Origin of the sequence: Pseudomonas cyclaminis, from assembly GCF_015163715.1 — a bacterium.
In the GTDB taxonomy this organism is placed as follows: Bacteria; Pseudomonadota; Gammaproteobacteria; order Pseudomonadales; family Pseudomonadaceae; genus Aquipseudomonas; species Aquipseudomonas cyclaminis.
The window spans coordinates 1-21,269 of the sequence record NZ_JADDUM010000134.1 but is presented as its reverse complement, the minus strand read 5'-3'; the positions used below and the strand labels follow the sequence as shown (position 1 = coordinate 21,269).

15 protein-coding genes and 1 pseudogene are annotated in these 21,269 nt (G+C 63.5%); 3 read left to right on the top strand and 13 right to left on the bottom strand.

From position 1 onward, the window contains the following. Positions 1 to 260: 260 nt before the first annotated feature. From IQK56_RS17165 to tagH, 13 genes and pseudogenes are all read right to left on the bottom strand, one after another. Complete coding sequence (locus IQK56_RS17165) at positions 261 to 638, bottom strand: helicase (RefSeq protein ID WP_150674505.1); 378 nt, start codon at positions 636 to 638, stop codon at positions 261 to 263. A 124-nt stretch (positions 639 to 762) separates the two neighbouring features. Then, entirely contained in the window at positions 763 to 1,692 is a 930-nt protein-coding gene (gene tagQ, locus IQK56_RS17160; protein WP_122308337.1) for a type VI secretion system-associated lipoprotein TagQ, read from the bottom strand. 83 nt (positions 1,693 to 1,775) lie between these two features. After that, complete coding sequence (locus IQK56_RS17155) at positions 1,776 to 3,488, bottom strand: formylglycine-generating enzyme family protein (RefSeq protein WP_150674506.1); 1,713 nt, start codon at positions 3,486 to 3,488, stop codon at positions 1,776 to 1,778. Beyond that, the gene (locus IQK56_RS17150; RefSeq protein ID WP_122308335.1) at positions 3,481 to 4,665 is read right to left on the bottom strand and encodes an ABC transporter permease family protein; all 1,185 of its coding nucleotides are present in this window, start codon (positions 4,663 to 4,665) and stop codon (positions 3,481 to 3,483) included. The genes IQK56_RS17155 and IQK56_RS17150 overlap by 8 nt, the downstream gene beginning before the upstream one ends. Continuing rightward, positions 4,665 to 5,369, bottom strand: a complete 705-nt coding sequence (locus IQK56_RS17145) for an ABC transporter ATP-binding protein (protein WP_193864294.1) — start codon at positions 5,367 to 5,369, stop codon at positions 4,665 to 4,667. The genes IQK56_RS17150 and IQK56_RS17145 overlap by 1 nt, the downstream gene beginning before the upstream one ends. Beyond that, positions 5,369 to 8,347, bottom strand: coding sequence for a serine/threonine-protein kinase (locus IQK56_RS17140; RefSeq protein ID WP_193901762.1), 2,979 nt, complete (start codon positions 8,345 to 8,347; stop codon positions 5,369 to 5,371). Before IQK56_RS17140 ends, IQK56_RS17145 begins: the two co-directional genes overlap by 1 nt. Then, a pseudogene (locus tag IQK56_RS17135) lies at positions 8,344 to 9,062 on the bottom strand (PP2C family protein-serine/threonine phosphatase). Before IQK56_RS17135 ends, IQK56_RS17140 begins: the two are co-directional and overlap by 4 nt. After that, entirely contained in the window at positions 9,063 to 9,716 is a 654-nt protein-coding gene (tagF, locus tag IQK56_RS17130; protein ID WP_122308331.1) for a type VI secretion system-associated protein TagF, read from the bottom strand. It lies immediately after the preceding pseudogene. Next, positions 9,713 to 13,213, bottom strand: a complete 3,501-nt coding sequence (gene tssM, locus IQK56_RS17125) for a type VI secretion system membrane subunit TssM (protein ID WP_122308330.1) — start codon at positions 13,211 to 13,213, stop codon at positions 9,713 to 9,715. Before tssM ends, tagF begins: the two co-directional genes overlap by 4 nt. Then, on the bottom strand, positions 13,210 to 14,499 hold the full coding sequence (locus IQK56_RS17120) for a DotU family type VI secretion system protein (protein WP_193864293.1): 1,290 nt from the start codon (positions 14,497 to 14,499) through the stop codon (positions 13,210 to 13,212). The genes tssM and IQK56_RS17120 overlap by 4 nt, the downstream gene beginning before the upstream one ends. Positions 14,500 to 14,505: 6 nt before the next feature. Further along, a complete protein-coding gene (tssK, locus tag IQK56_RS17115; protein WP_193864292.1) occupies positions 14,506 to 15,840 on the bottom strand; it encodes a type VI secretion system baseplate subunit TssK in 1,335 nt (444 codons plus the stop codon). A gap of 18 nt (positions 15,841 to 15,858) precedes the next feature. Further along, the gene (gene tssJ, locus IQK56_RS17110) at positions 15,859 to 16,368 is read right to left on the bottom strand and encodes a type VI secretion system lipoprotein TssJ (RefSeq protein WP_122308329.1); all 510 of its coding nucleotides are present in this window, start codon (positions 16,366 to 16,368) and stop codon (positions 15,859 to 15,861) included. 56 nt (positions 16,369 to 16,424) lie between these two features. Further along, positions 16,425 to 17,768 carry a type VI secretion system-associated FHA domain protein TagH gene (gene tagH, locus IQK56_RS17105; RefSeq protein WP_193901761.1) on the bottom strand — a complete coding sequence of 448 codons (1,344 nt, stop codon included), beginning with the start codon at positions 17,766 to 17,768 and terminating at the stop codon, positions 16,425 to 16,427. A gap of 394 nt (positions 17,769 to 18,162) precedes the next feature. Here tagH and tssA point away from each other — a divergent pair, with 394 nt between their 5' ends. From tssA to tssC, 3 genes are read left to right on the top strand one after another with little or no spacing between them, the layout of a single operon-like run. Beyond that, on the top strand, positions 18,163 to 19,182 hold the full coding sequence (tssA, locus tag IQK56_RS17100; RefSeq protein ID WP_122308327.1) for a type VI secretion system protein TssA: 1,020 nt from the start codon (positions 18,163 to 18,165) through the stop codon (positions 19,180 to 19,182). Positions 19,183 to 19,236: 54 nt separating this feature from the next. Next, positions 19,237 to 19,743 (top strand): type VI secretion system contractile sheath small subunit, encoded by a 507-nt coding sequence (gene tssB / locus IQK56_RS17095; RefSeq protein ID WP_017135823.1) that lies wholly within the window; start codon positions 19,237 to 19,239, stop codon positions 19,741 to 19,743. A 2-nt stretch (positions 19,744 to 19,745) separates the two neighbouring features. Next, complete coding sequence (gene tssC, locus IQK56_RS17090) at positions 19,746 to 21,242, top strand: type VI secretion system contractile sheath large subunit (RefSeq protein ID WP_193901760.1); 1,497 nt, start codon at positions 19,746 to 19,748, stop codon at positions 21,240 to 21,242. Positions 21,243 to 21,269: the final 27 nt, after the last annotated feature.

Below are 21,269 nucleotides of genomic sequence, written 5' to 3'. Positions count from 1 at the left end.
GTCGATTTTCTGTACTTCGACCTTGCCGTTGCCGAGATACACGACACCACGATTACCAGACATGCTTTCACCTCGCTGTTGTTTTTATGGAACTGCGTTGCCCTAGGGGCAGCGCGTTAAATGCTCGGGTTACAGATGCTGTTTCTTGTGTTGATTGTAAGGGCCTCATCGGGGGCAAGCCCCCTCCCACATTTGGAATGCATTCCCCTGTGGGAGGGGGCTTGCCCCCGATGAATTCAACTCGGTTTTACTGAAAAACCTCAGTTCTTCTTTTTCTTCGGCTTCAAATACTTGGTCAGCCCCTGGAACCAGATCACCAGCGCCGGGTTGCCCTTGATCTGGATCGACTTGTCCTGAATCCCCGTCATGAACGCCAGTTGCTTGTTCTTCGCCTGCATCGTGGCGAAGCCGTAGGCCGCATCTTTAAACGCAATGGCGAACGCCGGCGCGGGATGAACCCCTGAGCGGCTGGTGATGCGCTGGTCTTTGACGATGAAGTGACGGGCAACCTTGCCGTCGAGGGTCTGCAACTGGAACGCCAGGTCTTTATCACCCAACTGTTGCTGGAAGGCAGGATTGGTGCGGCTGGCTTTGCCCATCATCAGGCCCAGCACCCACAGCAGAAGACGAAATTTCATGCACACGGCCTCGGTGTAATTATTAAGTGGCCGCAGCAGTTTAACGATTTGCAAAAAGAACGCCACCGATCTAGCGCATTAGCGGAAGATCGGCTGGCGTTTGACGCTTATAGCAGCATGTTAGTTAAACGTTCGGGCAAGGCACCGGTGCCCAGTCGGCCAGGTTTGGATCGCGGCAGGTGCCTTCGATCTGAGTCTTACCGGCGCTGGCGACCTTCTTGCTTTCATCTTGCTTGGCCTGGGCGGTCTGGAAGGTTTTCTCGGTGGAAACCGCTTCAGTCGGTACGGTTGGCAGCGGTGGCTTCTTCGGCGGCTTGGTACCGGTGCCTTTCTTCTTGTTGGCCGGCGTCACGGCAGGTGTTGCATCGGCCTTGGCCACGGTGACCACGTCGGCACGCTGCACGCCCACTTGTTGCAGGTCTTTCTCGTAGGCCTGGGTGTAGTTGTTCAGGTCTTCGGCAGCTTTGCCATTGACCGCAACGATCAGGTCATTGGATTCCTTCAGGCCCGAGACGATTTCCGCCAGGCGCTTGCGGCCTTCGGTGTCGTTGACGGTTTTGGCCTTGCGATCAGACACCAATTTGGTGAATGCGCTCTGGTAGCACTGCTGGGACGCCTTGGCGTACGCGGTGCTGCGATCGATGTCGGAAGCGCTTTTGTTCACGTCAGCCGCATACGAGGCAATGCGTTGGTTGTCATCGGCGATCTGCTTCTGACGCTCGGTGTAATAACCCGCCGCGCCGCCTGCCAGGGCGCCGCCGGCTGCGCCAATGGCGGCATTACGGCCACGTTTTTCCTTGTCGCCGGTCAGGGCGCCGAGCAGGGCACCGCCGGCTGCGCCAATGGCCGCACCGGTGACGACCGACTTGGTCATGTTCGAATCGGTGGCACGCAAGTGCTGCACCGGCTCGTAGCAGTTGGGGTAGTACTCGACCTTGGTGCTGGACGCGACCTTGGAGGCCGGCGATGTGGCGCAACCGGTCAGCACGGTGCTGAAGCCAGCGGCAATCAGCAGTAAGTGACGCTTGGAAACCGCCTTACGGGAAAAAAGCATAAGTTGTGTTCTCTTCTAAGTTTGACTTGCCCAGCCGGCAACTGCCGCCTGAGTCCCTTCCAAGCTCGCCGCACAACCAACGGTCAAGACCGCTGACCGCTCGCTGCGAGCAGTTCCTTCAAGATCGTCGCCGGGTCGGCCCGCTGTTGTTTGCGGTAGTTGCCGACATGGCGGACGAACAGTGTTGCGCGCGTCACCAGGCTCTTGCCGAGCACGGGCTTGCGATCCAACTCTTCCTTGATCCGTTGAAACTGCGCCTGGATCACCGCATCGGTGTAGCGCGTGCCGGTGGCCAGGTTGTCGATGTAAATCGCCACCGCGCCGTCGAGGGCGCTGCGGCCGTTGGCAATTGCCATATCAAACAGCTGCGCGCTGGCCTCATCCTTGTTGTCCAGAGACTGTTGGCGGCTCTTCTGCAGGTTGGCCAGGCGGATGTTGTAGTTGCTGATGGTCTCGGCCACCAGGGCGGCCGACTGGATCAGGTTGCCCGCCGCTTCCTCGCGTTGCTGGGCGATCAGCGAGACATTGCGCTTGAGCTCTTCGTTGACCAGCCCTAGCTCGGCTTGCAGCTTGGGGTCAACGCTGGCGGCGATGATGCTGTCCAAGCGTTTGGTCGGGTCCTGGGCGTCGTCGATGGCGTCGGTCAGCGCGGCAAGGCGCCCTTCTTTTTGCCACTGTACAAACAGCTCCTTGTAACGCGAACGTGGCGCCGACAGCGCGCCAATCGCTACGCGAAAACCCGTGGTTTCGTTGCTTTGCTCAGTGCCATCGGCGGCGAACAGCGGGTATTCGCGGCGCATGCCGGTGAACAGCGTGCCCTCGCCTTCCAGGTAGTTGCCGCCCTTGACCACAAAGCCGCCATAGGTGCCCTGGCGTCGCCCGGCATGGACCAATTGAAAGGACTCCTGGACCATCTCCGCGGCATTGCCGATCACGTCGAACATGCCAATCGGATTGGGCAACTTGGTGCCGATGGGCATCAGGCGCGCCGCCTGGCCAGTACCGCCGGCGACTTGGTTGAACACGGCGTAGTCACCCAGCGGGCCATCGCTTTCGCTGCCTTCGACGCGACGCGGGAACAGGCGCCCTTCCAGATCCTGACGGCTCACCGCCTGGCCCCCGCGGGCGGCGAACTCCCACTCCACCTCGGTGGGCAGGCGCACAAAACCCAGGCCGCCGTCTTCTGCCGACGAACCGCGACCACTGACCGGCAGCAACTCGCGGTGGTATTTCATCAACCACGCGCTGTACACCGCCGAGAAGCGCTCAGCCTCAAAACGCGACAGTTTCACCTTGGGCAAACGCCCGGCCATGCCGGTCGGCGCATCGCAGGCCGGGGCCGGTTCACCGCTGGCCAGGGACTGCGCCTGGGCCATGACCTGGGCGTATTGGCGCGCGGTCACTTCGTACTTGCCGATGAAGTACAGCATCGGCTTGAGTGGCGTCTTGGCGTCGGTCTTGGGCATCAACGGCGCGATGACTTTGTTCCAGTCTTTCGGCAAATCCTTGAGGGTGAACTGGCCGTTGATAAAGTCGCGGCGGTAGCCGGAAATAAACGACTGCTGGTAGCCGGCCTCGCCTTCGGCGAAGGGGTAGCCGAGGCTGATCTCGCGGTCGTCCAGGGTGCCCTGGGCCAGCACGTAGGCGTAGCGGAACACCATATTGCCCTCGCACGGCAGCGGCAGGCTCACGTCATCCGGCAACGGTTTGGGGTTGTCCAGTTTATCGCTGGCTTCATCGGCCCAGGCCATCGAGGCCAGGCTCAGCGCCAGGGCGGCGCCCAGTAACTTATACATCTCTGATTCCTTCAGAAGCCTGGATACGCGCCACTCGCCAACCCCCACACGCCGCCGCCACGGCGCTGACGCCGAGGACTGCAACCAGGGCCAGGCCGTAGTGACGCGCCAGCAGGTGACTGGCGTATTCGCCCGGCACCTGCACGAATAACTTGTTTAACGCTGCCTCGGCCAGGCCATACAGACCGGCACTGAGCAAGGCGGCAAACCCTGCGCTGTAGAGCGCCTGCACCACCACGAACAACAGCAACGCGCCGGTGGAAAACCCCAACAGGCGCAACACCGACAATTCCCGACGCTTGCGCGCCACGGCGGCCAGGGCTCCCGCGAAGATCGCCGCAAACGCTCCCGCCAACGCCAACCCGGCGATCACCCAGAACACCAGCGACAGGTTGCGGCTCAGCGACTGCACCTGGGCGATGGTGTTTGCCTGGGTCGACACCAACAGGTTCTGCCCAGCGAAATACACCCGTAACGGCTCCACATCGCTGAGGCTGCGCGCATACAAGCGAAACGCCGGATAGACCCGCTGTTCAGTCACAGCCACCTCATCACCCGCCCATCCCAGCGCCGGCACAGCACGGCCGTCGCGATAATCTTCCGCCGCTTCCAGCAAGCCCGGTTCGGCGAACAAACCATCACGGGCGAACGCTTCCAGCGGCAGCACCCCAACCACTTGCACCCGTGTGCGCTGCTCCTCGACACGCCCGGCGACCTGGCGGGCAAAGCGGGTTTCCAATAGATCCCCAGGCCGCGCCGCCAGCTTCTCGGCAGCGGTGTGGCTCAGCACGATCTGACCCAGGCCCTGTGGCAGCGCCACGGCGCCCAACAACGGATCACCCGGCGCCGTCGGCAGCATTTCCAAGGTCAGCGCGCCCACCTGCGCCGTCGCCGCAATCTGCCGCGTGCGCGGCACGGCGAACGCTACGTCGCTGCGCTGGCCAAGCTGCTCGATAAATGCGCTGCTGAATCGACCACCGCCCAGCGGAATAATTTCACGGGTGGCCGGGTCGGTCTGCAAACGTTCGGTCAAACTGCTAACCAGTCCAAATTTCAGGCCGAATAACACCAGCAACGGCGCGATCACCGCCACCAATGCCAACACCGAACACGCCGACAGCCACGCATCGTTGCGGTAATCCTGCCAGGCCAGGGAAGCGATCAAGGGGATGCGCATCAGCCCGCCTCGCCGAGGGTGGCAGTGACACCACCGTCGGCATCGCGGCGGCAACTGATGCGCCGCACCGGCAAGCCGCTGGCACGCGCCAAGGGCTCGTCATGGGTGGCGATCACACAGGCGGCGCGGTGCTCGCGGGCCTGGGTCAGCAGCGCGTGCATTACACGCTCGGCGTTCAGTGGGTCGAGGGAGGCGGTCGGCTCATCCGCCAGCACCAGTTGCGGTGCATGGGCCAGAGCGCGGGCGCAGCTCACGCGCTGGCGCTGACCTACCGACAGGGCCGAGGGCTTCTTCGCCAACTGGTCGCTGATTTCCAGCTGTTCAGCCAGGCGCGCCACGCTGCCATCGTCCTTCAAGCCCAGCAGTTGCCGGGGCAAGGCGATATTGCCGCGCACATCGAGAAACCCCAGCAGCCCGCCGGTTTGCAGCACATAGCCCAGATGCTGGCTGCGCAACGCGGCCAGGGCCGATTGCTGGTCGGCACGCCACAGCCCGCCAATGTCCTGCTGATTGAATTCAAAGCAGCCCACCTGATCCGGCGCCAGGACCATCGCCAGCAAGTCCAGCAAGGTGCTTTTGCCGCAACCGCTGGGCCCGACAATCGCCACCTGCTCCCCGGCACGCAGGTGCAGCGCCGGGATCACCAGGCTATAGCGCTGGCTCCCGACGCCCCGGCTCTTGTGCACCGCGCTCAGGCTCAGCATTACGGCAGCGTCGACAACGGCACGCGGTACAACGCATCGCCCGGCTCGGCATCGCCGAAACGGACCCAGTTGGCCACGTCGTTATGGAAGGTTTCGTAAAGGCGGATTTTCGAATCCAGCTCGTCGATAAAGTCTTCCTGCTCAGCCACGCTCAACGACAACCACAAATCCTGGGTCATGTTCAGCGACTTGCTGCGGTACGGCAGGCCTTCCAGGTATTCGCCGAGGATACCGCCGTCTGCCAGGTTGCCGCCCTTGCGCAGGGCTTGCGGGTCGCGGCTCATGTAGGCCGAGGCGCTGGCGATTTCCTGGAAGAAATCCTTGGGTGAGGTCTGGGTCTTGCGCGCCGCGTCGACGATCAGTTTCAGCGACTGCTGCAAATCATTGAGCTGCAACTTGGTCAGCATCACGCACACCTGGAACGCCGGCAACGCGGGATTGGTCAGGTCGCGGTCGGCGGTCCAGGCACTCACCAGTTGCGGTGCCTGGCTTGCGGTTTTGCGGCCGAGGAAGTCCATGTGCATGGCGTAACCCACGGCGGCAGATTTGTCCGCCAGGGTCGGTGCCGAACTGAGCATCGGCACAGGCTGCGGCGTGTTGCTGCGCACCTGGTGTACCAGGTTGGCGAACACGCTGCCGATCTCGTCGACACGCTCGCCCAACTTGCGCACATCGCCACCGGGCACCGGTGTGTACAGGTCGCCGATCTGCGGGTTGGCGTCGGCGGTGAGGATGCGGTACTGGCTCTCGGCGCCGGCGTGGGTTTTCTTGCCGGCGTCGGTGCGCAGGTGCAGGGCGTAGATCTTGATCTGTTTGCCCAGCGCCGCCTGGCGCACTTCGGCTTCGTTCATCTGGGTGGCGGCAAACGGGTCGTTCTTGCGCAGCGCGCCCGCATCGGTGACCAGCAGGATGATGCGCCCGCCATAGCCGGACCAGTCCATGCCGTCAACCGCCTGCATCACCCCGGCAAACGCGTCTTCGTTGAACGAATGGCTCGACACGCTGGAGGCTTTGACCTGCCGCGCCATGTCCAGGAAGCGTTGCGGGTCGCGGCCCTGGTCGAGGCTGATCAGGGTTTTGGCCACGTATTCCAGGCCAGGGGTTTTCTTGATGCTGCTGCGAAAACCCACCATGCCAAAGCTGACGCTGTCCAACTCGCCGCGCTCGCCGATGCGGGTTTGCAGCTCATGGACTACGTCGCGAATCTGGTCGATATACGGCTGCATCGACACCGTGGTGTCCACCACCAGCACCACGGCGGTGCGGAAGGCATCGGCATTGGCGCTGATCACCGGCGTCGCGGGCTTGGCCGCTGCGCTGCTGCCAGGGTCGATCGAAGCGACATTGAGCAACTGCACCGGCTGGCCGTTTTCGTCGAAGCTTTCCTTGGAGTCGAAGATCGGCAACAGGTAGAACTGGTTCTGCGGCACCGCGCTGGCGGTGGGTTCCAGGGCGAGGATTTGCCCATTGTCTTCGCGGTTTTTCTGCGCCTTGGCCAACGCCCCCTTGGCGGCGGCCGGGTCGGCGAGCAGCTTTTCCACTTCGCCGGATTGGCGCAGGAACATCACCGGCGCACGCCCCGAGCGCTCGGTGAACTTGAGCACCAGGCTCTGTTTCCAGTCGCTGACCTGGGCAGCCGGCAGCCAACCGTCACTGCGCCCGTCGGTGGCGGCGCCAACGCGCACCCAGGGTTGGCCGTCGACGTCCTTGCGTTGGTACACGTAGAGCACCGAAAACGCCGGCAGGGCTTTACCCGGCGCGCTGCCGGCCTCATCCGAAAGCTTCGCGCCCGGCTTGCTGAGGACGCGCTGGAACAGGGTTTTCTTGCCCGCCATCAACAGCGGGCGCTGACCGCCATCTGCCTCAACCACCGCCGCCGCTGGTGTCGCTGCGGGCGTTGCTGCCGGCGTTGCTGCCGGCACTGCAGCGGCCGGCGGCTTGGCGGGCTCGTCATCGCCACTCAGCCACCAATAGGAAGCACCGCCAATCGCCAGGGCAACCGCCACAGCCACCGCCGCCAGCGCCAACACCGGCCCACGGCGCTGCTCGCTGTGCTGCGTCGGCGGCACCACCGGTTGACGCACCGGTTCGGGTTTGGCCGTCGGAATTTCGATGGACTCCGGCGTGATGCCGCCCAGGTCGAAACTCAGCGGAATCGGCCGCACCAGCGTGGCTTCCGGCGACTCCATCGGCAATTGATCCAGCGCCAGCAGCAACGCCGCCGCATCCGGGAACCGCTCGGCCGGGTCCTTGGCCAGCAACTTGCGCAACACGCCCTGGTAACGGCCATGGTGCACTGGCAACTCGGGCAGCGGCTCGGTCAGGTGCGCCAGCGCGGTGGACAGCGCGTCGGTGCCGCTGTAAGGCAGCTTGCCGACCAGGATTTCGTAGAGCACTACACCCAGCGCATACAGGTCGGCGCGCCCGTCAATCTCCTGGCCCCGCGCCTGTTCCGGGCTCATGTAGCTCGGCGTGCCCACGGCAAAACCAGCCTGGGTGAACTGGGTGCGGTCGTCCAGGGACTTGGCGATACCAAAGTCCGACAGCACCGCCGTGCCGTCAGCGCGAAATAGGATGTTCGCGGGCTTGACGTCGCGGTGCACCAACCCCTGCGCATGGGCATAACCCAGCGCCGAGGCGATCTGGCGGATCAGCGTCACACCCTGCTCCGGCGTCATACCGGCAGCAATGCGCTCCTTGAGCGTGCCGTTGGGCAAAAACTCCATGGCCATGTAATACAGCTCACCGACATTGCCGATGTCGTGGATGGTCACGGTATGCGGGTGCGACAGCCGCGCCAGGGTCTTGCCCTCGCGTAGAAAGCGCTCGCAGAAGCTCGGGTCGGCCGCCAGTGCCGCCGCCATCACCTTCAGCGCCACCTTGCGCTCCAGCGAGCGCTGGGTCGCCAGGTACACGCTGGCCATGGCGCCTTCGCCGATCTCGCCTTCGATGTCGTAGCCAGGAATCACGATATTCATGCCGATACCTTCACAACGATGGCGGTGATGTTGTCCGGCGCGCGCGATTGAGCCCCAGGTGCACCAGGCTGCGCACGATTTCATCCGGCGCGTCGTGGCTGAGTACTTCGCGGATTTCGCGGTCTTCGACGGTCTTGTTCAGGCCGTCGCTGCACAGCAGGTAGCTGTCGCCGGGGGCAATCAACAGGTCGACCACCGCCACTTCGAGCTGGGCTTCCACGCCCACGGCGCGAGTGACGATATTGGCGCGCGGATGTGTGCGGGCGTCGGCTTCACTGAGCAGGCCGCTGTCTTGCAGGTCTTGCACGTAGCTGTGGTCGCGGGAGATGCCTTCAAGCACGCCATCGCGCAGGCGATACAGGCGACTGTCGCCGGCCCACAGGCAGACGCCGCGCAACCCACGGGCGGCGAGCACCACCACGGTGCTGCCCATCATGGTCACGCCACGGTTGGCGGTTTCTTCGCGTACGGCGGCGTTGATGCGGATCAGGTCATTGCGCAGGGCCGCCGAGTATTCGTCGAGGGAGCGGCCCAACGGCACACTGCGCAGGCTGTCGACGATCAGGCTGCTGACATAGTCCCCCGCCGCATGCCCGCCCATGCCATCGGCGACCACCCACAGGCGGTTTTCCGGCAGGTCCAGGCACGCATCTTCGTTGACCTGGCGCACCATGCCCACATGGCTTTTGCTCGCGGATTTGTACGTCGCGCCCATCTACACCACACCTTCTTGTCCGAGCAAAAACTGCGCAAAATCGCCGGCGGCAGGCAAGCCCTGACACCGTAATAAACCAGCGCAAATACGTTCCGAACCTCGGCCCCACCACAGGCTTGCGCCTTCGCAGGCCTGTTCGGCGAGCGCGGTCATGCGCTCGTGGGGCACGGTGGCGGACACCCGTTGCAGGCCGGCGAAACGGCTGTCTACCGCACGCGGCTCGGTGGTCGGCAAGCCAAGGTTGTCGAGACCATCGTTGAAGCTTTCGAAGGTCGCGCCGGCGTCCAAGGTGCTGAGCAACAGCTCTTCGGCCTGCTCGAACCACGCGTCCGGCCCGCCTACCAGCGAAGCGGGATTGGCGTCGTGATCAAGCAAGGCCACCACCGCCAGCGGGAAATAGCGCCCGACCCGATCAATGCTCGGCATCACCACGCCCGCCGCAGCGTCCGGCCCGCACACACCCGGCGCCAGCACAAAGCGCCACAGCGGGCTGACCAGATACACCTTGAGCCAATCACCGCCCAGGCTGTTCTGGCTGGCGAGCAAACCTGCCGCCAGCCAGCTGTCCCACGGGCCGACAAAACTCTGGGGCAAGGCGCGGCTGACAAAATCCCCGCGACTGGCCAACTTGCCGTAGAAACCCAGGGTCGTCATAGCCGCTCCGGCAGGCTGAAGCCGTTGAGCACACGGCTCTTGAACGGGTTGAAGGCACTGTTGGCGCGCAACTCGTAGGCGATGCTCGCGCCGTCGACCCGCAGGCGCAGGTTGAAGCGGTCCGGCGAGTTGCCGGCAGTAAGGTCCGATTGCTCCAGCAGACGGAACCACGCCCACGGGCCGTCGAGGGTCACGCCGGAACGGCCACTGGCCGATGGCGGCATGATGGAGATCCGCACCACGCCAATGCTGCCGGGGTTCGGCCATTGCATCGCCACCGGGCGACTCGGGCCGTGGTCGTAGCTCAATTGCTGGCCGTCGAGGTCGAGCAGGAACTGGGTGATGGTCGGGTCCATCGACACCGGCTTGAGTTCGAAACGCACGATAGGCTGGGTGCCGCCCGACCGGAAGAACGCGTCACGAATGGTCGCGGCACGCTGGAAGGTTTGCAGCACCCCCGGTGCAATCCCCAGTTTCTGCGCCGCACCCGGCTGCCAGCGCCAGGTCGGCGCCGAGGTATCCACGTAGGGTTGCAGGTATTTGCGGAAGTAGTTGTCCATCACCCCGCCCACACCGAAGAACTGACCGAAGTCATCCAGCGTGGCGTCCCGCGCACTGCCCGGCGACATCGGGTAACGCCCTGCCAGGGACTGGCGATAGACGTTGACCACTTCGCTGACCCAGGCCGCGTTCAGCTGGTTACGCACCCCGCCCATCATGCTGTTGGTGGTGGAGTTGACCACCGACTTGACCATGCCCTGCACCAGCGGCGGCTGGCGTTCGGCATTCAGGCTGACCCGCGTGGCCGCAGCCGCCGCCTGGTTCTTGGCTTCGCCGAGCAGCGCATCGCCGCTGGCGCCGACCATCGCGCTGACCTGCACATACAGCGCGTTCATGTCCGACAGCAGGCCGTCGATGGCCGCCGGCTCGCCTTCATTCTTGCTGACGATGCTGTTGAGTTCGGCAAAGTGCGCGGTCACCGGATCATCCGCCGCCTGGGGTGCATTGGCGGTCGGTTGGTCTTGGCCGAGCAGGCTGCCGAGGCGCTCCTTGAGCTTGTCGACACCGCCTTCGACCGGTACGCCCTTGGCCACCAGTTGGCGTTCCTCAGCTTGCAGGTCCGTTTCCTTGGCCACCGCCACCAGCAGCTTTTTCAGCGGTGACGTCGGCCCGGAAATCACCCGCAGCACATCGGCCGCCTGGGCCACGCTGGTGATCGGCACAAAGTCGATATCGGCGAGCAAGGCATCCCACTGGCGCTGGTAGTCCTGGAAATACAGGCGGCGCACGTCGGCGGCCAGGCTCACCACGTTCTGTTGATCGGCCTGCTCATGGCCGAGCACCCATTGCTCTTCAGCGAGGGTGCCGGTCTGGTTCAGGCTGCTCAGCAGGAAGGCCTGGCGATAGCCCTTGGCGGTAAAAAACCCACTCAACGGCTCGCCCAGCGGCTTGCCGCTTTTACGGCTGAACACCAGCGCGGCATCACGGCCAGCGGCTTCGTTGATGCGAAAGTCCGGGATGCCTTCGGGCAGTTTCTGGCGTTTGACCCGGTCGTAGACACGCTGGGCCACCGGCAGCTGTTGCAGTTGGCGGCGCAGGTCATCGATCAAGCGCGGATCAAGGCGTGCGTTCGGCGGGTGACGATCAAACAGCGCCTGCAAGTGCCCGGTCAACGCCTGGCGCTGCTCGGCCGGCAGGTCGCGGGGCAGGTTGCGGTCCCAGTCGAGGGCGATCCAGGCCTTGATGAAGTCCGGGTCGTAATGCTCGCTGTCGGCCAGCATCAGGTAGGCCTTGAGGCCTTCGTAGAGGAAGTCCGAGTTGCCGCCGCCGTGCAGTTGCTCTTCGATGCGCGTCACCAGACGCGGCGCGAACACCGCGATCAGTAGCTTGCGGTACACGCTGGCGGATTCGGCTTCGAGCATGTCGCCCTGATACAAGCCGAGGCCTTCGGACCAGCTCGGCGAATCACCCGCCAGGTTCTTCACTGCGTTGAGCAACGGCAGCACCGCAAGGACTTCACGCTGCGCCGGGCTGAGGTTCTGCACAGTCTGGCCAAGCGGCGCGACCTTCTGGTCGACCTGGGCGATATACGCCTGGTTGGCGCGATAACTCACCCACCACAGGCCGCTGACCACCACCACCAACGCCACCGTGGCCGCGAGTACACCGCGTGCAATCCACTTGCGCCGACGCTCGACCTTGGGGTTCACACCCACAAGGCCACGCTCGGCAAACGCCACGGCAGTGAACAACTTTTCGATGAAGTAACTGCGCCCGGTGCCGCTCTGGCGTGCCAGGTGCTGGCGGTCCAGGTTCATGCTCTGGGCCATGGCGCCGATCAGGCGGTCAATCGGGCTGCCTTCCTGGGTGCCGCTGGTGAAATACACACCGCGCAGCAGCACGCGCTCTTCAAAGGCATTGGGCTTGAACACGCCTTCGAGGAAGCTTTGCAGGCAATCTTTCAACGCGCCGAACTGCTGCGGGAAGCCGTAGATCAGGTCGCGCCGCGCCGGGTCGCGTTCCTGTTGCAGGCGCTCCACCAGGCGTTCGTTGAGGCGTTGCTCTAATCCTGCGAATTCGCTTTGCAGATGGGCCAACGGGCTGTCGCTGTGCTTGCCGTCGTCCAAAGCAAAGGTCATGCCCCACACCTGGGCGCGCTCTTCCTTGCTCAGGTTATCGAAGTACTCCATGAAACCCGGCACCAGATCGAGCTTGGTCAGCATCAGGTAGATCGGGAAACGCACACCCAATTGGGTGTACAGCTCCTGGATACGCAGGCGAATCGCAGCCGCATGGGCGGCGCGCTCGGCATCGGTGCCGAGCAGCAGATCCGAGAGGCTGATGGCGATAAACGCACCGTCGATGGGGCGGCGTGAACGCTGCTTTTTCAGCAGGTCGAGAAAGCCCAGCCACGCGGCTTTATCCACCGTGGAGTTGCTGTCCTGGGTGGTGTAGCGGCCAGCGGTGTCGAGCAGGACGGCCTGATCGGTAAACCACCAATCGCAATTGCGTGTACCGCCCACGCCGCGCACCGCACCGGCGCCCAATTGCGCGGCCAGCGGGAAGTGCAGGCCGGAGTTGACCAGCGCGGTGGTCTTGCCCGAACCCGGCGGACCGATGATCACGTACCACGGCAGCTCGTAGAGGTTGCGCCGCTCGTCACCGCCGAGCTTGGCTTTTTTCAGCAGTGCCAGGGCTTCGTCCATGCGCTGGCGCAGGGTCGACAACTCTTCGGCGGTGGCCACGTTATTGGGATCGGCCGGGGTTTCAGCGGCAAGGCTGCGCATCACTTCGGCGGCTTGACGGCGGGCCTGGATGATGCGGAACACGCGGTAGGCAATCCACACGCCGAACACCAGGATGATCAGCGCCCAGCGGCGCCCTTGCGGTACCAGCACGTCGAGCAACGGCCCGACAAACCAGATGATCAGGCTCAAGGCGATCAGGCCCAGCACCGGGATCACCCAGCGAATCATGAAACTGAAAAACGCCTTCACTCGACGCCCTCCGCCAATACGGTGATTTCAACCCGACGATTGCGGGCGCGGCCTTCGGCTGTGCTGTTGGTGGCCAACGGCTCGGTGTCGCTTCTGCCCTCGGCACTGAAGCGATCCGCCTGGCCGGTCTTGGCCGCGAGGATATCCAGCACCGACTTGGCCCGCGCTTCGGACAGCGCCCAGTTGGACGGGAAGCGCAGCGTGGCAATCGGGCGATTGTCACTGTGGCCGGTGACGCGCACCTGGCCCTTGACCTTGCGGATGGCATCGGCGATGCGCAGCATCAGCGGCTGGTAGTCGTCGACAATGCTGGAGCTGGCCGATGCAAACAGTTCATCGCCACGAATGGTGACCACCGAACGGTCGACTTTATCTTCAACGGCAACGCGACCGGCCTTGATGTCTTCGGCCAGGAACCCGGCCAGACGCGGCCGTTCGATGACCTTGGGCTGCGCTACTGGACGGTCGATGGCCTGCACCGGGATCTCGCCCAGGGCATGGATATTCTTGAACACCGGCTCCGCCTGCGACGCCAGCAGCATGCGCAAGGTGAACAGCAACGCCAACAACAGCGCCACGCCAATGGCCACGGCGATCCACGGCGGCATGAATTGCGCCAGGCGGTCCCGCGCCACGGTCACGCCGCGCCAGTGCGGCGACAGCTCGCGCTCATGCTCGCCACGGGCACTGCGAATCGCGGCAGCGGTGCGCTCGCGCAAGGCTTCCAACTGGCTGCGACCGTCGTTCATCACACGGTAGCGGCCTTCAAAACCCAGGCACATGCACAGGTACAACAGCTCCAGCAGGTACAGGCGTTCCCGTGGGCTTTGCAGGCAGTGGTCGAGCAACTGGAAGACTTTCTCGCCGCCCCAGGCTTCGTTGTGCACGGTGATCAGCAGGCTTTGCTTGCCCCAATCGCTGGTGCTGCCCCACGGCGTGCTCAACACGGCTTCATCGAGGGCGGTGCACAGCGCGTAACGGGCCAGCAGCACTTCGTTGCGCGCCACACCGGCGGCTTCGGCGCGCTCTTCGAACTGGCGCAGGTAGGCCAGCAACTGCGCACGCAGGCTGGCTGGCGCCGGGTGGGCGATGGTATTGCGCAGGCGCGTCAGCAGGGCCAGCAGCGGGCCAGCGGCGCTTTCCAGTGGGTTCAGCCCCTGGCTTTTGCCGGTGAGCATCGGTGCAGCCGGCATCGACAGCGGTGCCGGTTCTGCCCGCGCAGGTTCCGGCGCACGGCCACCTGGGCGCGGCATGAACTGGGTGCGGTCGTCATCATTGGGATGCATCGCGGATTATCCTCGGATCGCCCAGAAGGCCAGGTTCAAGCCCGGGAACTGCCCGGCAATGTGGAAGGCAAAACCGCCGGAGTTGCTCAGTTGCTGCCAATGCTCACTGCCGCGGTCCAGCTCGTAATAGGTGCTGCCCGCGTGGTACGGCAGTTGGCGCGGCGCCACCGGCAACGGCACCAGCCCGATGCCCGGCAGTTGCAGGTTGACCATGTCGCGGATGTGCTCCACCGCGCCCACCTTGCTCTGCTGGCCGAAACGGCCGCGCAGGGTTTCGCCGGGCACATCGGCACGCACCACCAGGATGAAACTGGCGTTGTCGAGCAGGGTTTTGTCGGCGAGCATCGCCACATGGATGCCGTAGGCCTTTTCCACAATCGGGATTGGCGTGGCTTTGCTGTCGATCAGCATCGACAGCGCTTCACGCAAGGCAGCCATCACCGGGGCGTAGCTCAGGGCCAGGTCATCGTGCTGGTACTGCGGGTATTCCTGGGGACGACGGCCCGCAGTGGAAAAGGTCGAGAACTCACCGGCCAGGCTCACCAGTTCGCTGAAGAAGCGCTCCGGGTGCAGCGGGCTCAACTGGCTGAAATGCTGGATCAGCGGCTGGGCGCGGTTGACCAGTTGCAGCAGCATGAAATCAGCAATCTCCGATGCACCACCCGCGCCCGACGCGACCACGCGACCAGCCAGGGCCTCGCCGCGCTGGTGCAACAGGCCCAGCAGTTCGCTGCGAAACGCGGTCAGCGGTTTGTTCGCGGCCACGTCCAATACCGGTGGGATGTAAGTGTCATCGAGCACCAGGGCGCGGTCGGCGCGCTTTTCCTTGATGCGCACCAGGCCGATGGCGGCGTAGTCGCTGATGCCGTCCTGGGCGGTCAATAGCCGCAACGCACGGGAACCCACGGCCACCGGCGCGCGGTTTTCGAACGGGGCGTTGTCGTCGCGCACTTCGCGCACCTGGCTTACGTAGCGCGCAGCCTCCAGGGCTTCGCCTTCGTCAACCGTGTCCCGCGCACCGGCGCGCTTGAGCGGCAAGGCCAGGTACACCAGGCCGTCGCGCAGGTTGTCGTCGATGTTCAGCGGGCTCGGCGCCAGGTCATCCTGGGGGATATTGAACGGCGTGCCGTCAGGCAACAGGCCGCGTGCCGAGACGATGGCCAGCTTGCCCTGGGCCAACAGGCCCTGGTCGATCAGCAACTCGGAAAACCCCCAGGCACCGGCGGCCAACGGGCGGCTGCGGGCGTCGATCAGGTTTTCCAGGTAACGGTCATGCTGCTGGAAGTGCTGCGTTCCGATGAACATGCCTTCCGACCAGACCACGCGATTGTTCCAGGACATGGGGGCTCCGATTGCTTGTTATTGGGCAGGGCTGGATGGGGAAACCACGACGTCGGCGCGCACGGCACGCACATCGAGGCTGATCTGGTATTCGGTGTATTGGCGCGCTGGCACGTTGATTACCGTGCGCCATTGCGCACGGTCCAACTCGCGGTAACCCACCAGCAAGCCGATCTGGCGCGTGGACGGGTCGAGGTCGCGCTGGATGCTCAATTGCTGGCCGGGCTGGACCATCACTTCGTCCTGGTCCAGCAGGTCCAGGCCAAGGGTCGATTGGGCGCGGTCGGCCAGGGCGAAGTAATCGGAGCGGGCGAAGGTGGCGGCGTTTTTCAGTTCGAAAATGCGCACGCGTACCGGAGCGGCCTGACCGTTGGCGCCGGGGTTAAGCCCGGAAATTGCGTGGAAGTGCAACTCGACGGCAGCGGTATCCGCCTGCTCCTCGGCCGCCGCTTCGGGTTTGACGGCGTCGTTGGCACACGCCGTCAGCAGCAGCGCGGTGGCGACTGCGAGTAAAAACCTGGGAATCATCCTGCGTCCTCAATGACGTATTTAGCTATCCGTTGATCCATTGTTGCGGCGTGGCGTTAGCGACGCTGTCGTGCGCTGTGTTCTTCGTAGGCTCGGCTGAATTCGCGGCCGAACAGGTCCTGGAAGTCTTCCTGGGCCTCGCGGGAAATATTGCTGTAGAGCTCGGTGAACTGCTGCCAGTACTGGGCCTGGCGCGAGCCATTGAAAAGGCTCGACAGCCCGCCGGGCTTGCCCATGCGTTCCTCAAGCCGGGCCGGCTCGAAGCGCGTGAGCAAGTGCTTGATCGCGGCTTCCACCCCGGCCATCACGGCCAACTGGTGGGCCCGCAAGTCGTCGAAACTGTCCCGCACGGCAAGGTCCGGCGCCATAAACGCTTGGTTGCCATGGCGAAGCAAAAGCAGTAACGCTTCCTCGGCATTCGGGGCAAATTTCAACGGATTGTTTTCAGCAGGCTGGATCATCGTCTGCTGCATGCGGAACTCGCCCTTGAGGCTGGCGCGGGCGCGCAACACGTCGATCAGGCCTTCAACCATCAGCCGGTAGCTGCGACCGATGCTTTCCATCTGGGCTTCGGCTTGGGCGTTGTCCAGACGCAGTTGGTCGAGGCCGGCGCCACGCAGGAAGGCTTGCAGGAGGTCGGGTTGTTGGCTGTCGGCCACGGGGAGCACGGGCTCGACCACAGGTGGCGGCGCGATGACCGGAGCAGTTGGAGGTGGAGTCGGTGCCAGGGGCGGCGGCGTGCTGGCCACCGGCGCTGGCGCGTCACCGAACAAGTCCCAGTCTTCAGGAATCACCGAGCCCGGCACCACGGGCGCTGCGACTACAGGCGCAGCCACTGGCGTCGGCGGGCGGAAGTCATGTTGCTCGGAGGGCACGTGGTCGGGTACGGTCGGCGGCGGCACGGCGGTGGGGCTGAGGAAGTCAAAGAGGTCCGGCAGGGTGTCCATCGCCGAGGCGCCCTGGAACTGCGGCGCGATCACGGGCGTCGCTACCGGCGCACTGACCACGGCGCCCATCAGCGCTTCAAAGCTGTTTGGCGACTCACCGGCAAACGGCTGGCTATCGACGGCCTGCACATTGAAATCGATACGCGCCTGAATCTCGTAATCGCCGATGCGGATCAGTTCGCCGTTTTGCAGCAGCTCGCTATTACCCCGGCGCATGCGAACACCGGCGTTAACCAACTCCACACCGTTGGTGCTGTTATCGGTTAAATAATAACGGCCGTCTTTGTATTGAATAACGCAGTGTTGCGAAGACACCAGCCGCTCAGGATCAGGCAATACCCAGTCATTATCCGAACTGCGGCCGATCGCCATCGAGCCCTGATTCATGGACTTTTCGGCGCACTGCCCTGGGGTGATCTTGTGATAACTAGTGATAGTCAAACACAGCGACATCTTGCCTCCTTGCTGATACTTCGCGCGCGGACGATTCCCGGGACAGCGTTTCCCGAGAGATCCCCATCAGGTCGTGCATCCGACCGTCTACAACCTGCTGATGCCAGCATGATCGCTGATCTTAACTGGGCTCTATGACAAAAATCCTGTCCCGGTGCGTCGTTCGACCCACCAGTCGCGCAGGTTGTTAAGCACCGCACATCTGTCACAGAGGGCGAATAGCTTACCTTGACAATGCATAAGTACTACACCAAAAATGCACAACTTCTTGAATACCAATGATGGCACATTAGTAGCACTGTGCTTATATGACCAAGAAAACATGCAAAGTTCCTTGCGCAACTAATGCATGAATTGCCCGACATCTAACGGGCTGATAGGGAGATCAATTTCAGTGGATGTGCCGTTGCTGCTCGCCGCCGTTTCCGCGACTTCGCCCTGTGGCGAAGACATGGAGTATGACGCGCAATTTCTCCAACTGGAGCGTGATGCCAAGGGCCAGCCTGAGCGCAGCATGGGAGACTCCATCCTGCCCGCTGAGCCACCGGAATGGCGCAGCATCCAGCAGCAGAGCCTCGACTTGCTGCAGCGCAGCAAAGACCTGCGCATCACCCATTTCCTCCTGCAAAGCTCCCTCGCCCTCCAGGGTGTGGCCGGGCTGGCCGACGTCCTGACGCTGATCAACGCCCTGCTGCGCGAATACTGGACCGACCTGCACCCGCGCCTGGATGCCGACGACGATAACGACCCGACTGTGCGCATCAACGCCCTGTCCGGCCTGACCAGCGACGCGACCATTCGCCTGCTGCGCGAAAGCATCCTCACGCGCTCGCGCACGTTCGGCCCCGTGAGCCTGCGCGCCGCGCTGAACGCCAGCGGCCTGATGAATTTCCCCGATGAACAACTCGGCGCCCAGCAACTGAACGCCGCGTTCCTCGACAGCGATCCCGAACACCTGCAAGCCACCCGCGACGCCCTGAGTGCCGCGCGTGCGGCCTGCGAAGCCATCGAGCAGCAGGTCAGCGACCAGGTCGGTTCCGCCCAGGGCGTGGACCTGACCCTCTTGAAGCAACCGCTCAAGCAAGCGCTGCAAGTGCTCAACCAAGCGGTTCCAGACACCCAAGGCAGCAGCGAACCCGAGGCCGTCAGTGACGACAATGCCCCCTCGGTCGAGTACGCCGCTGCCCCCGCCGCACCCCGCCCGGCCGGCGACATCGCCAACCGTGATGAGGTGCTGCGCAGCCTCGACAAGATCCTTGCGTACTACACCCGTCACGAGCCTTCGAGCCCGCTGCCGGTGCTGTTGAACCGGGCCAAGAACCTGGTGCATGCCGACTTTGCGGCGATCGTGCGCAATCTGATTCCCGATGGCATGTCCCAATTTGAAAACCTGCGTGGCCCGGACGGCGAGTAAGCCGGCCGACTGCGCAGTAACAACACCGTCGCTCAAGCGACCAGGAGCAGCAACGTGGCGAAGCAAAGTTCTCAGAAATTCATCGCGCGCAACCGCGCGCCTCGGGTGCAGATCGAGTACGACGTCGAGCTCTACGGCGCCGAGAAAAAGGTCCAGCTGCCCTTCGTAATGGGTGTGATGGCCGACCTCGCCGGCAAACCTGCCGAACCTCTGGCGCCCGTGGCTGATCGCAAGTTCCTTGAAGTGGACGTCGACAACTTCGACTCGCGCCTCAAGGCCATGCAGCCGCGCGTCGCGTTCCACGTACCGAACGAGCTGACCGGCGAAGGCAACCTGAGCCTGGATATCACGTTCGAAAGCATGGACGACTTCAGCCCGGCCGCCGTGGCCCGCAAAGTCGACTCGCTCAAACAGCTGCTCGAAGCCCGCACCCAGTTGGCCAACCTGCTGACCTACATGGACGGCAAGACCGGCGCTGAAGAAATCATCATGAAGGCAATCAAGGACCCGGCACTGCTTCAGGCACTTGCCAGCGCGCCTAAGCCTGCAGGGGACCAATAATCATGACTGACAATACCGCCCGTGAAGGCGCGCTCAAACTCGGCGCCACTGAAGAAACCAGCGAGTTCGCCTCGCTGTTGATGCAAGAATTCAAGCCCAAGACCGAGCGTGCCCGCGAAGCCGTGGAAACCGCCGTGCGCACCTTGGCTGAACAGGCATTGGCCCAGACTGACCTGGTGTCCAACGACGCGATCAAATCGATCGAATCGATCATCGCCGCCATCGACGCCAAGCTCACCGCCCAGGTCAACCAGATCATCCATCACCAGGATTTCCAGCAGCTGGAAAGTGCCTGGCGTGGCCTGCACTACCTGGTCAACAACACCGAGAGCGATGAGCAACTCAAGATCCGCGTGCTCAACATCTCCAAGCCGGACCTGCACAAGACCCTGAAGAAATTCAAGGGCACCGCGTGGGACCAGAGCCCGATCTTCAAGAAGATGTACGAAGAAGAATACGGCCAGTTCGGCGGCGAACCGTACGGTTGCCTGGTCGGCGACTACTACTTCGACCAGTCGCCACCGGACGTCGAGCTGCTGGGCGAGCTGTCCAAAGTCTGCGCCGCCATGCACGCTCCGTTCATCGCTGCGGCCTCGCCGACCGTGATGGGCATGGGCTCGTGGCAGGAACTGTCGAACCCGCGTGACCTGACCAAGATCTTCACCACCCCGGAATACGCCGGCTGGCGCTCGCTGCGTGAATCGGAAGACTCGCGCTACATCGGCCTGACCATGCCGCGCTTCCTGGCGCGCCTGCCGTACGGCGCCAAGACCGACCCGGTGGAAGCCTTCGCCTTCGAAGAAAACACCGACGGCGCCGACAGCTCCAAGTACACCTGGGCCAACGCCGCGTACGCGATGGCGGTGAACATCAACCGTTCGTTCAAGCACTACGGCTGGTGCTCGCGCATCCGTGGCGTGGAATCCGGCGGTGAAGTGGAAAACCTGCCGGCCCATACGTTCCCTACCGATGACGGTGGCGTGGACATGAAGTGCCCGACCGAAATCGCCATCAGCGACCGCCGTGAAGCGGAGCTGGCGAAGAACGGTTTCATGCCGCTGCTGCACAAGAAGAACACCGACTTCGCCGCGTTCATCGGCGCCCAGTCGTTGCAGAAGCCGGCCGAATACGACGACCCGGACGCCACCGCCAACGCCAACCTGGCTGCGCGCCTGCCGTACCTGTTTGCCACCTGCCGTTTCGCTCACTACTTGAAGTGCATCGTGCGCGACAAGATCGGTTCCTTCAAAGAGAAGGACGAGATGCAGCGCTGGTTGCAGGACTGGATCCTCAACTATGTCGACGGCGACCCGGCGCACTCCACCGAAACCACCAAGGCCCAGCACCCATTGGCTGCCGCCGAAGTGATCGTGGAAGACGTCGAAGGCAACCCGGGTTACTACAACTCCAAGTTCTACCTGCGCCCGCACTATCAGCTTGAAGGGCTGACTGTATCGCTGCGCCTGGTATCGAAGCTGCCTTCGGCGAAAAGCGCCTAACCCACGGATGAGCTGGCTCTTCTGTGG

Bases quoted from the DNA above. Each gene is read 5' to 3' on its own strand.
- IQK56_RS17165 (WP_150674505.1), bottom strand. From the start codon at position 638: ATGAAATTTCGTCTTCTGCTGTGGGTGCTGGGCCTGATGATGGGCAAA.
- tagQ (WP_122308337.1), bottom strand. From the start codon at position 1,692: ATGCTTTTTTCCCGTAAGGCGGTTTCCAAGCGTCACTTACTGCTGATT.
- IQK56_RS17155 (WP_150674506.1), bottom strand. From the start codon at position 3,488: ATGTATAAGTTACTGGGCGCCGCCCTGGCGCTGAGCCTGGCCTCGATG.
- IQK56_RS17150 (WP_122308335.1), bottom strand. From the start codon at position 4,665: ATGCGCATCCCCTTGATCGCTTCCCTGGCCTGGCAGGATTACCGCAAC.
- IQK56_RS17145 (WP_193864294.1), bottom strand. From the start codon at position 5,369: ATGCTGAGCCTGAGCGCGGTGCACAAGAGCCGGGGCGTCGGGAGCCAG.
- IQK56_RS17140 (WP_193901762.1), bottom strand. From the start codon at position 8,347: ATGAATATCGTGATTCCTGGCTACGACATCGAAGGCGAGATCGGCGAA.
- tagF (WP_122308331.1), bottom strand. From the start codon at position 9,716: ATGACGACCCTGGGTTTCTACGGCAAGTTGGCCAGTCGCGGGGATTTT.
- IQK56_RS17120 (WP_193864293.1), bottom strand. From the start codon at position 14,499: ATGCATCCCAATGATGACGACCGCACCCAGTTCATGCCGCGCCCAGGT.
- tssK (WP_193864292.1), bottom strand. From the start codon at position 15,840: ATGTCCTGGAACAATCGCGTGGTCTGGTCGGAAGGCATGTTCATCGGA.
- tssJ (WP_122308329.1), bottom strand. From the start codon at position 16,368: ATGATTCCCAGGTTTTTACTCGCAGTCGCCACCGCGCTGCTGCTGACG.
- tagH (WP_193901761.1), bottom strand. From the start codon at position 17,768: ATGTCGCTGTGTTTGACTATCACTAGTTATCACAAGATCACCCCAGGG.
- tssC (WP_193901760.1), top strand. From the start codon at position 19,746: ATGACTGACAATACCGCCCGTGAAGGCGCGCTCAAACTCGGCGCCACT.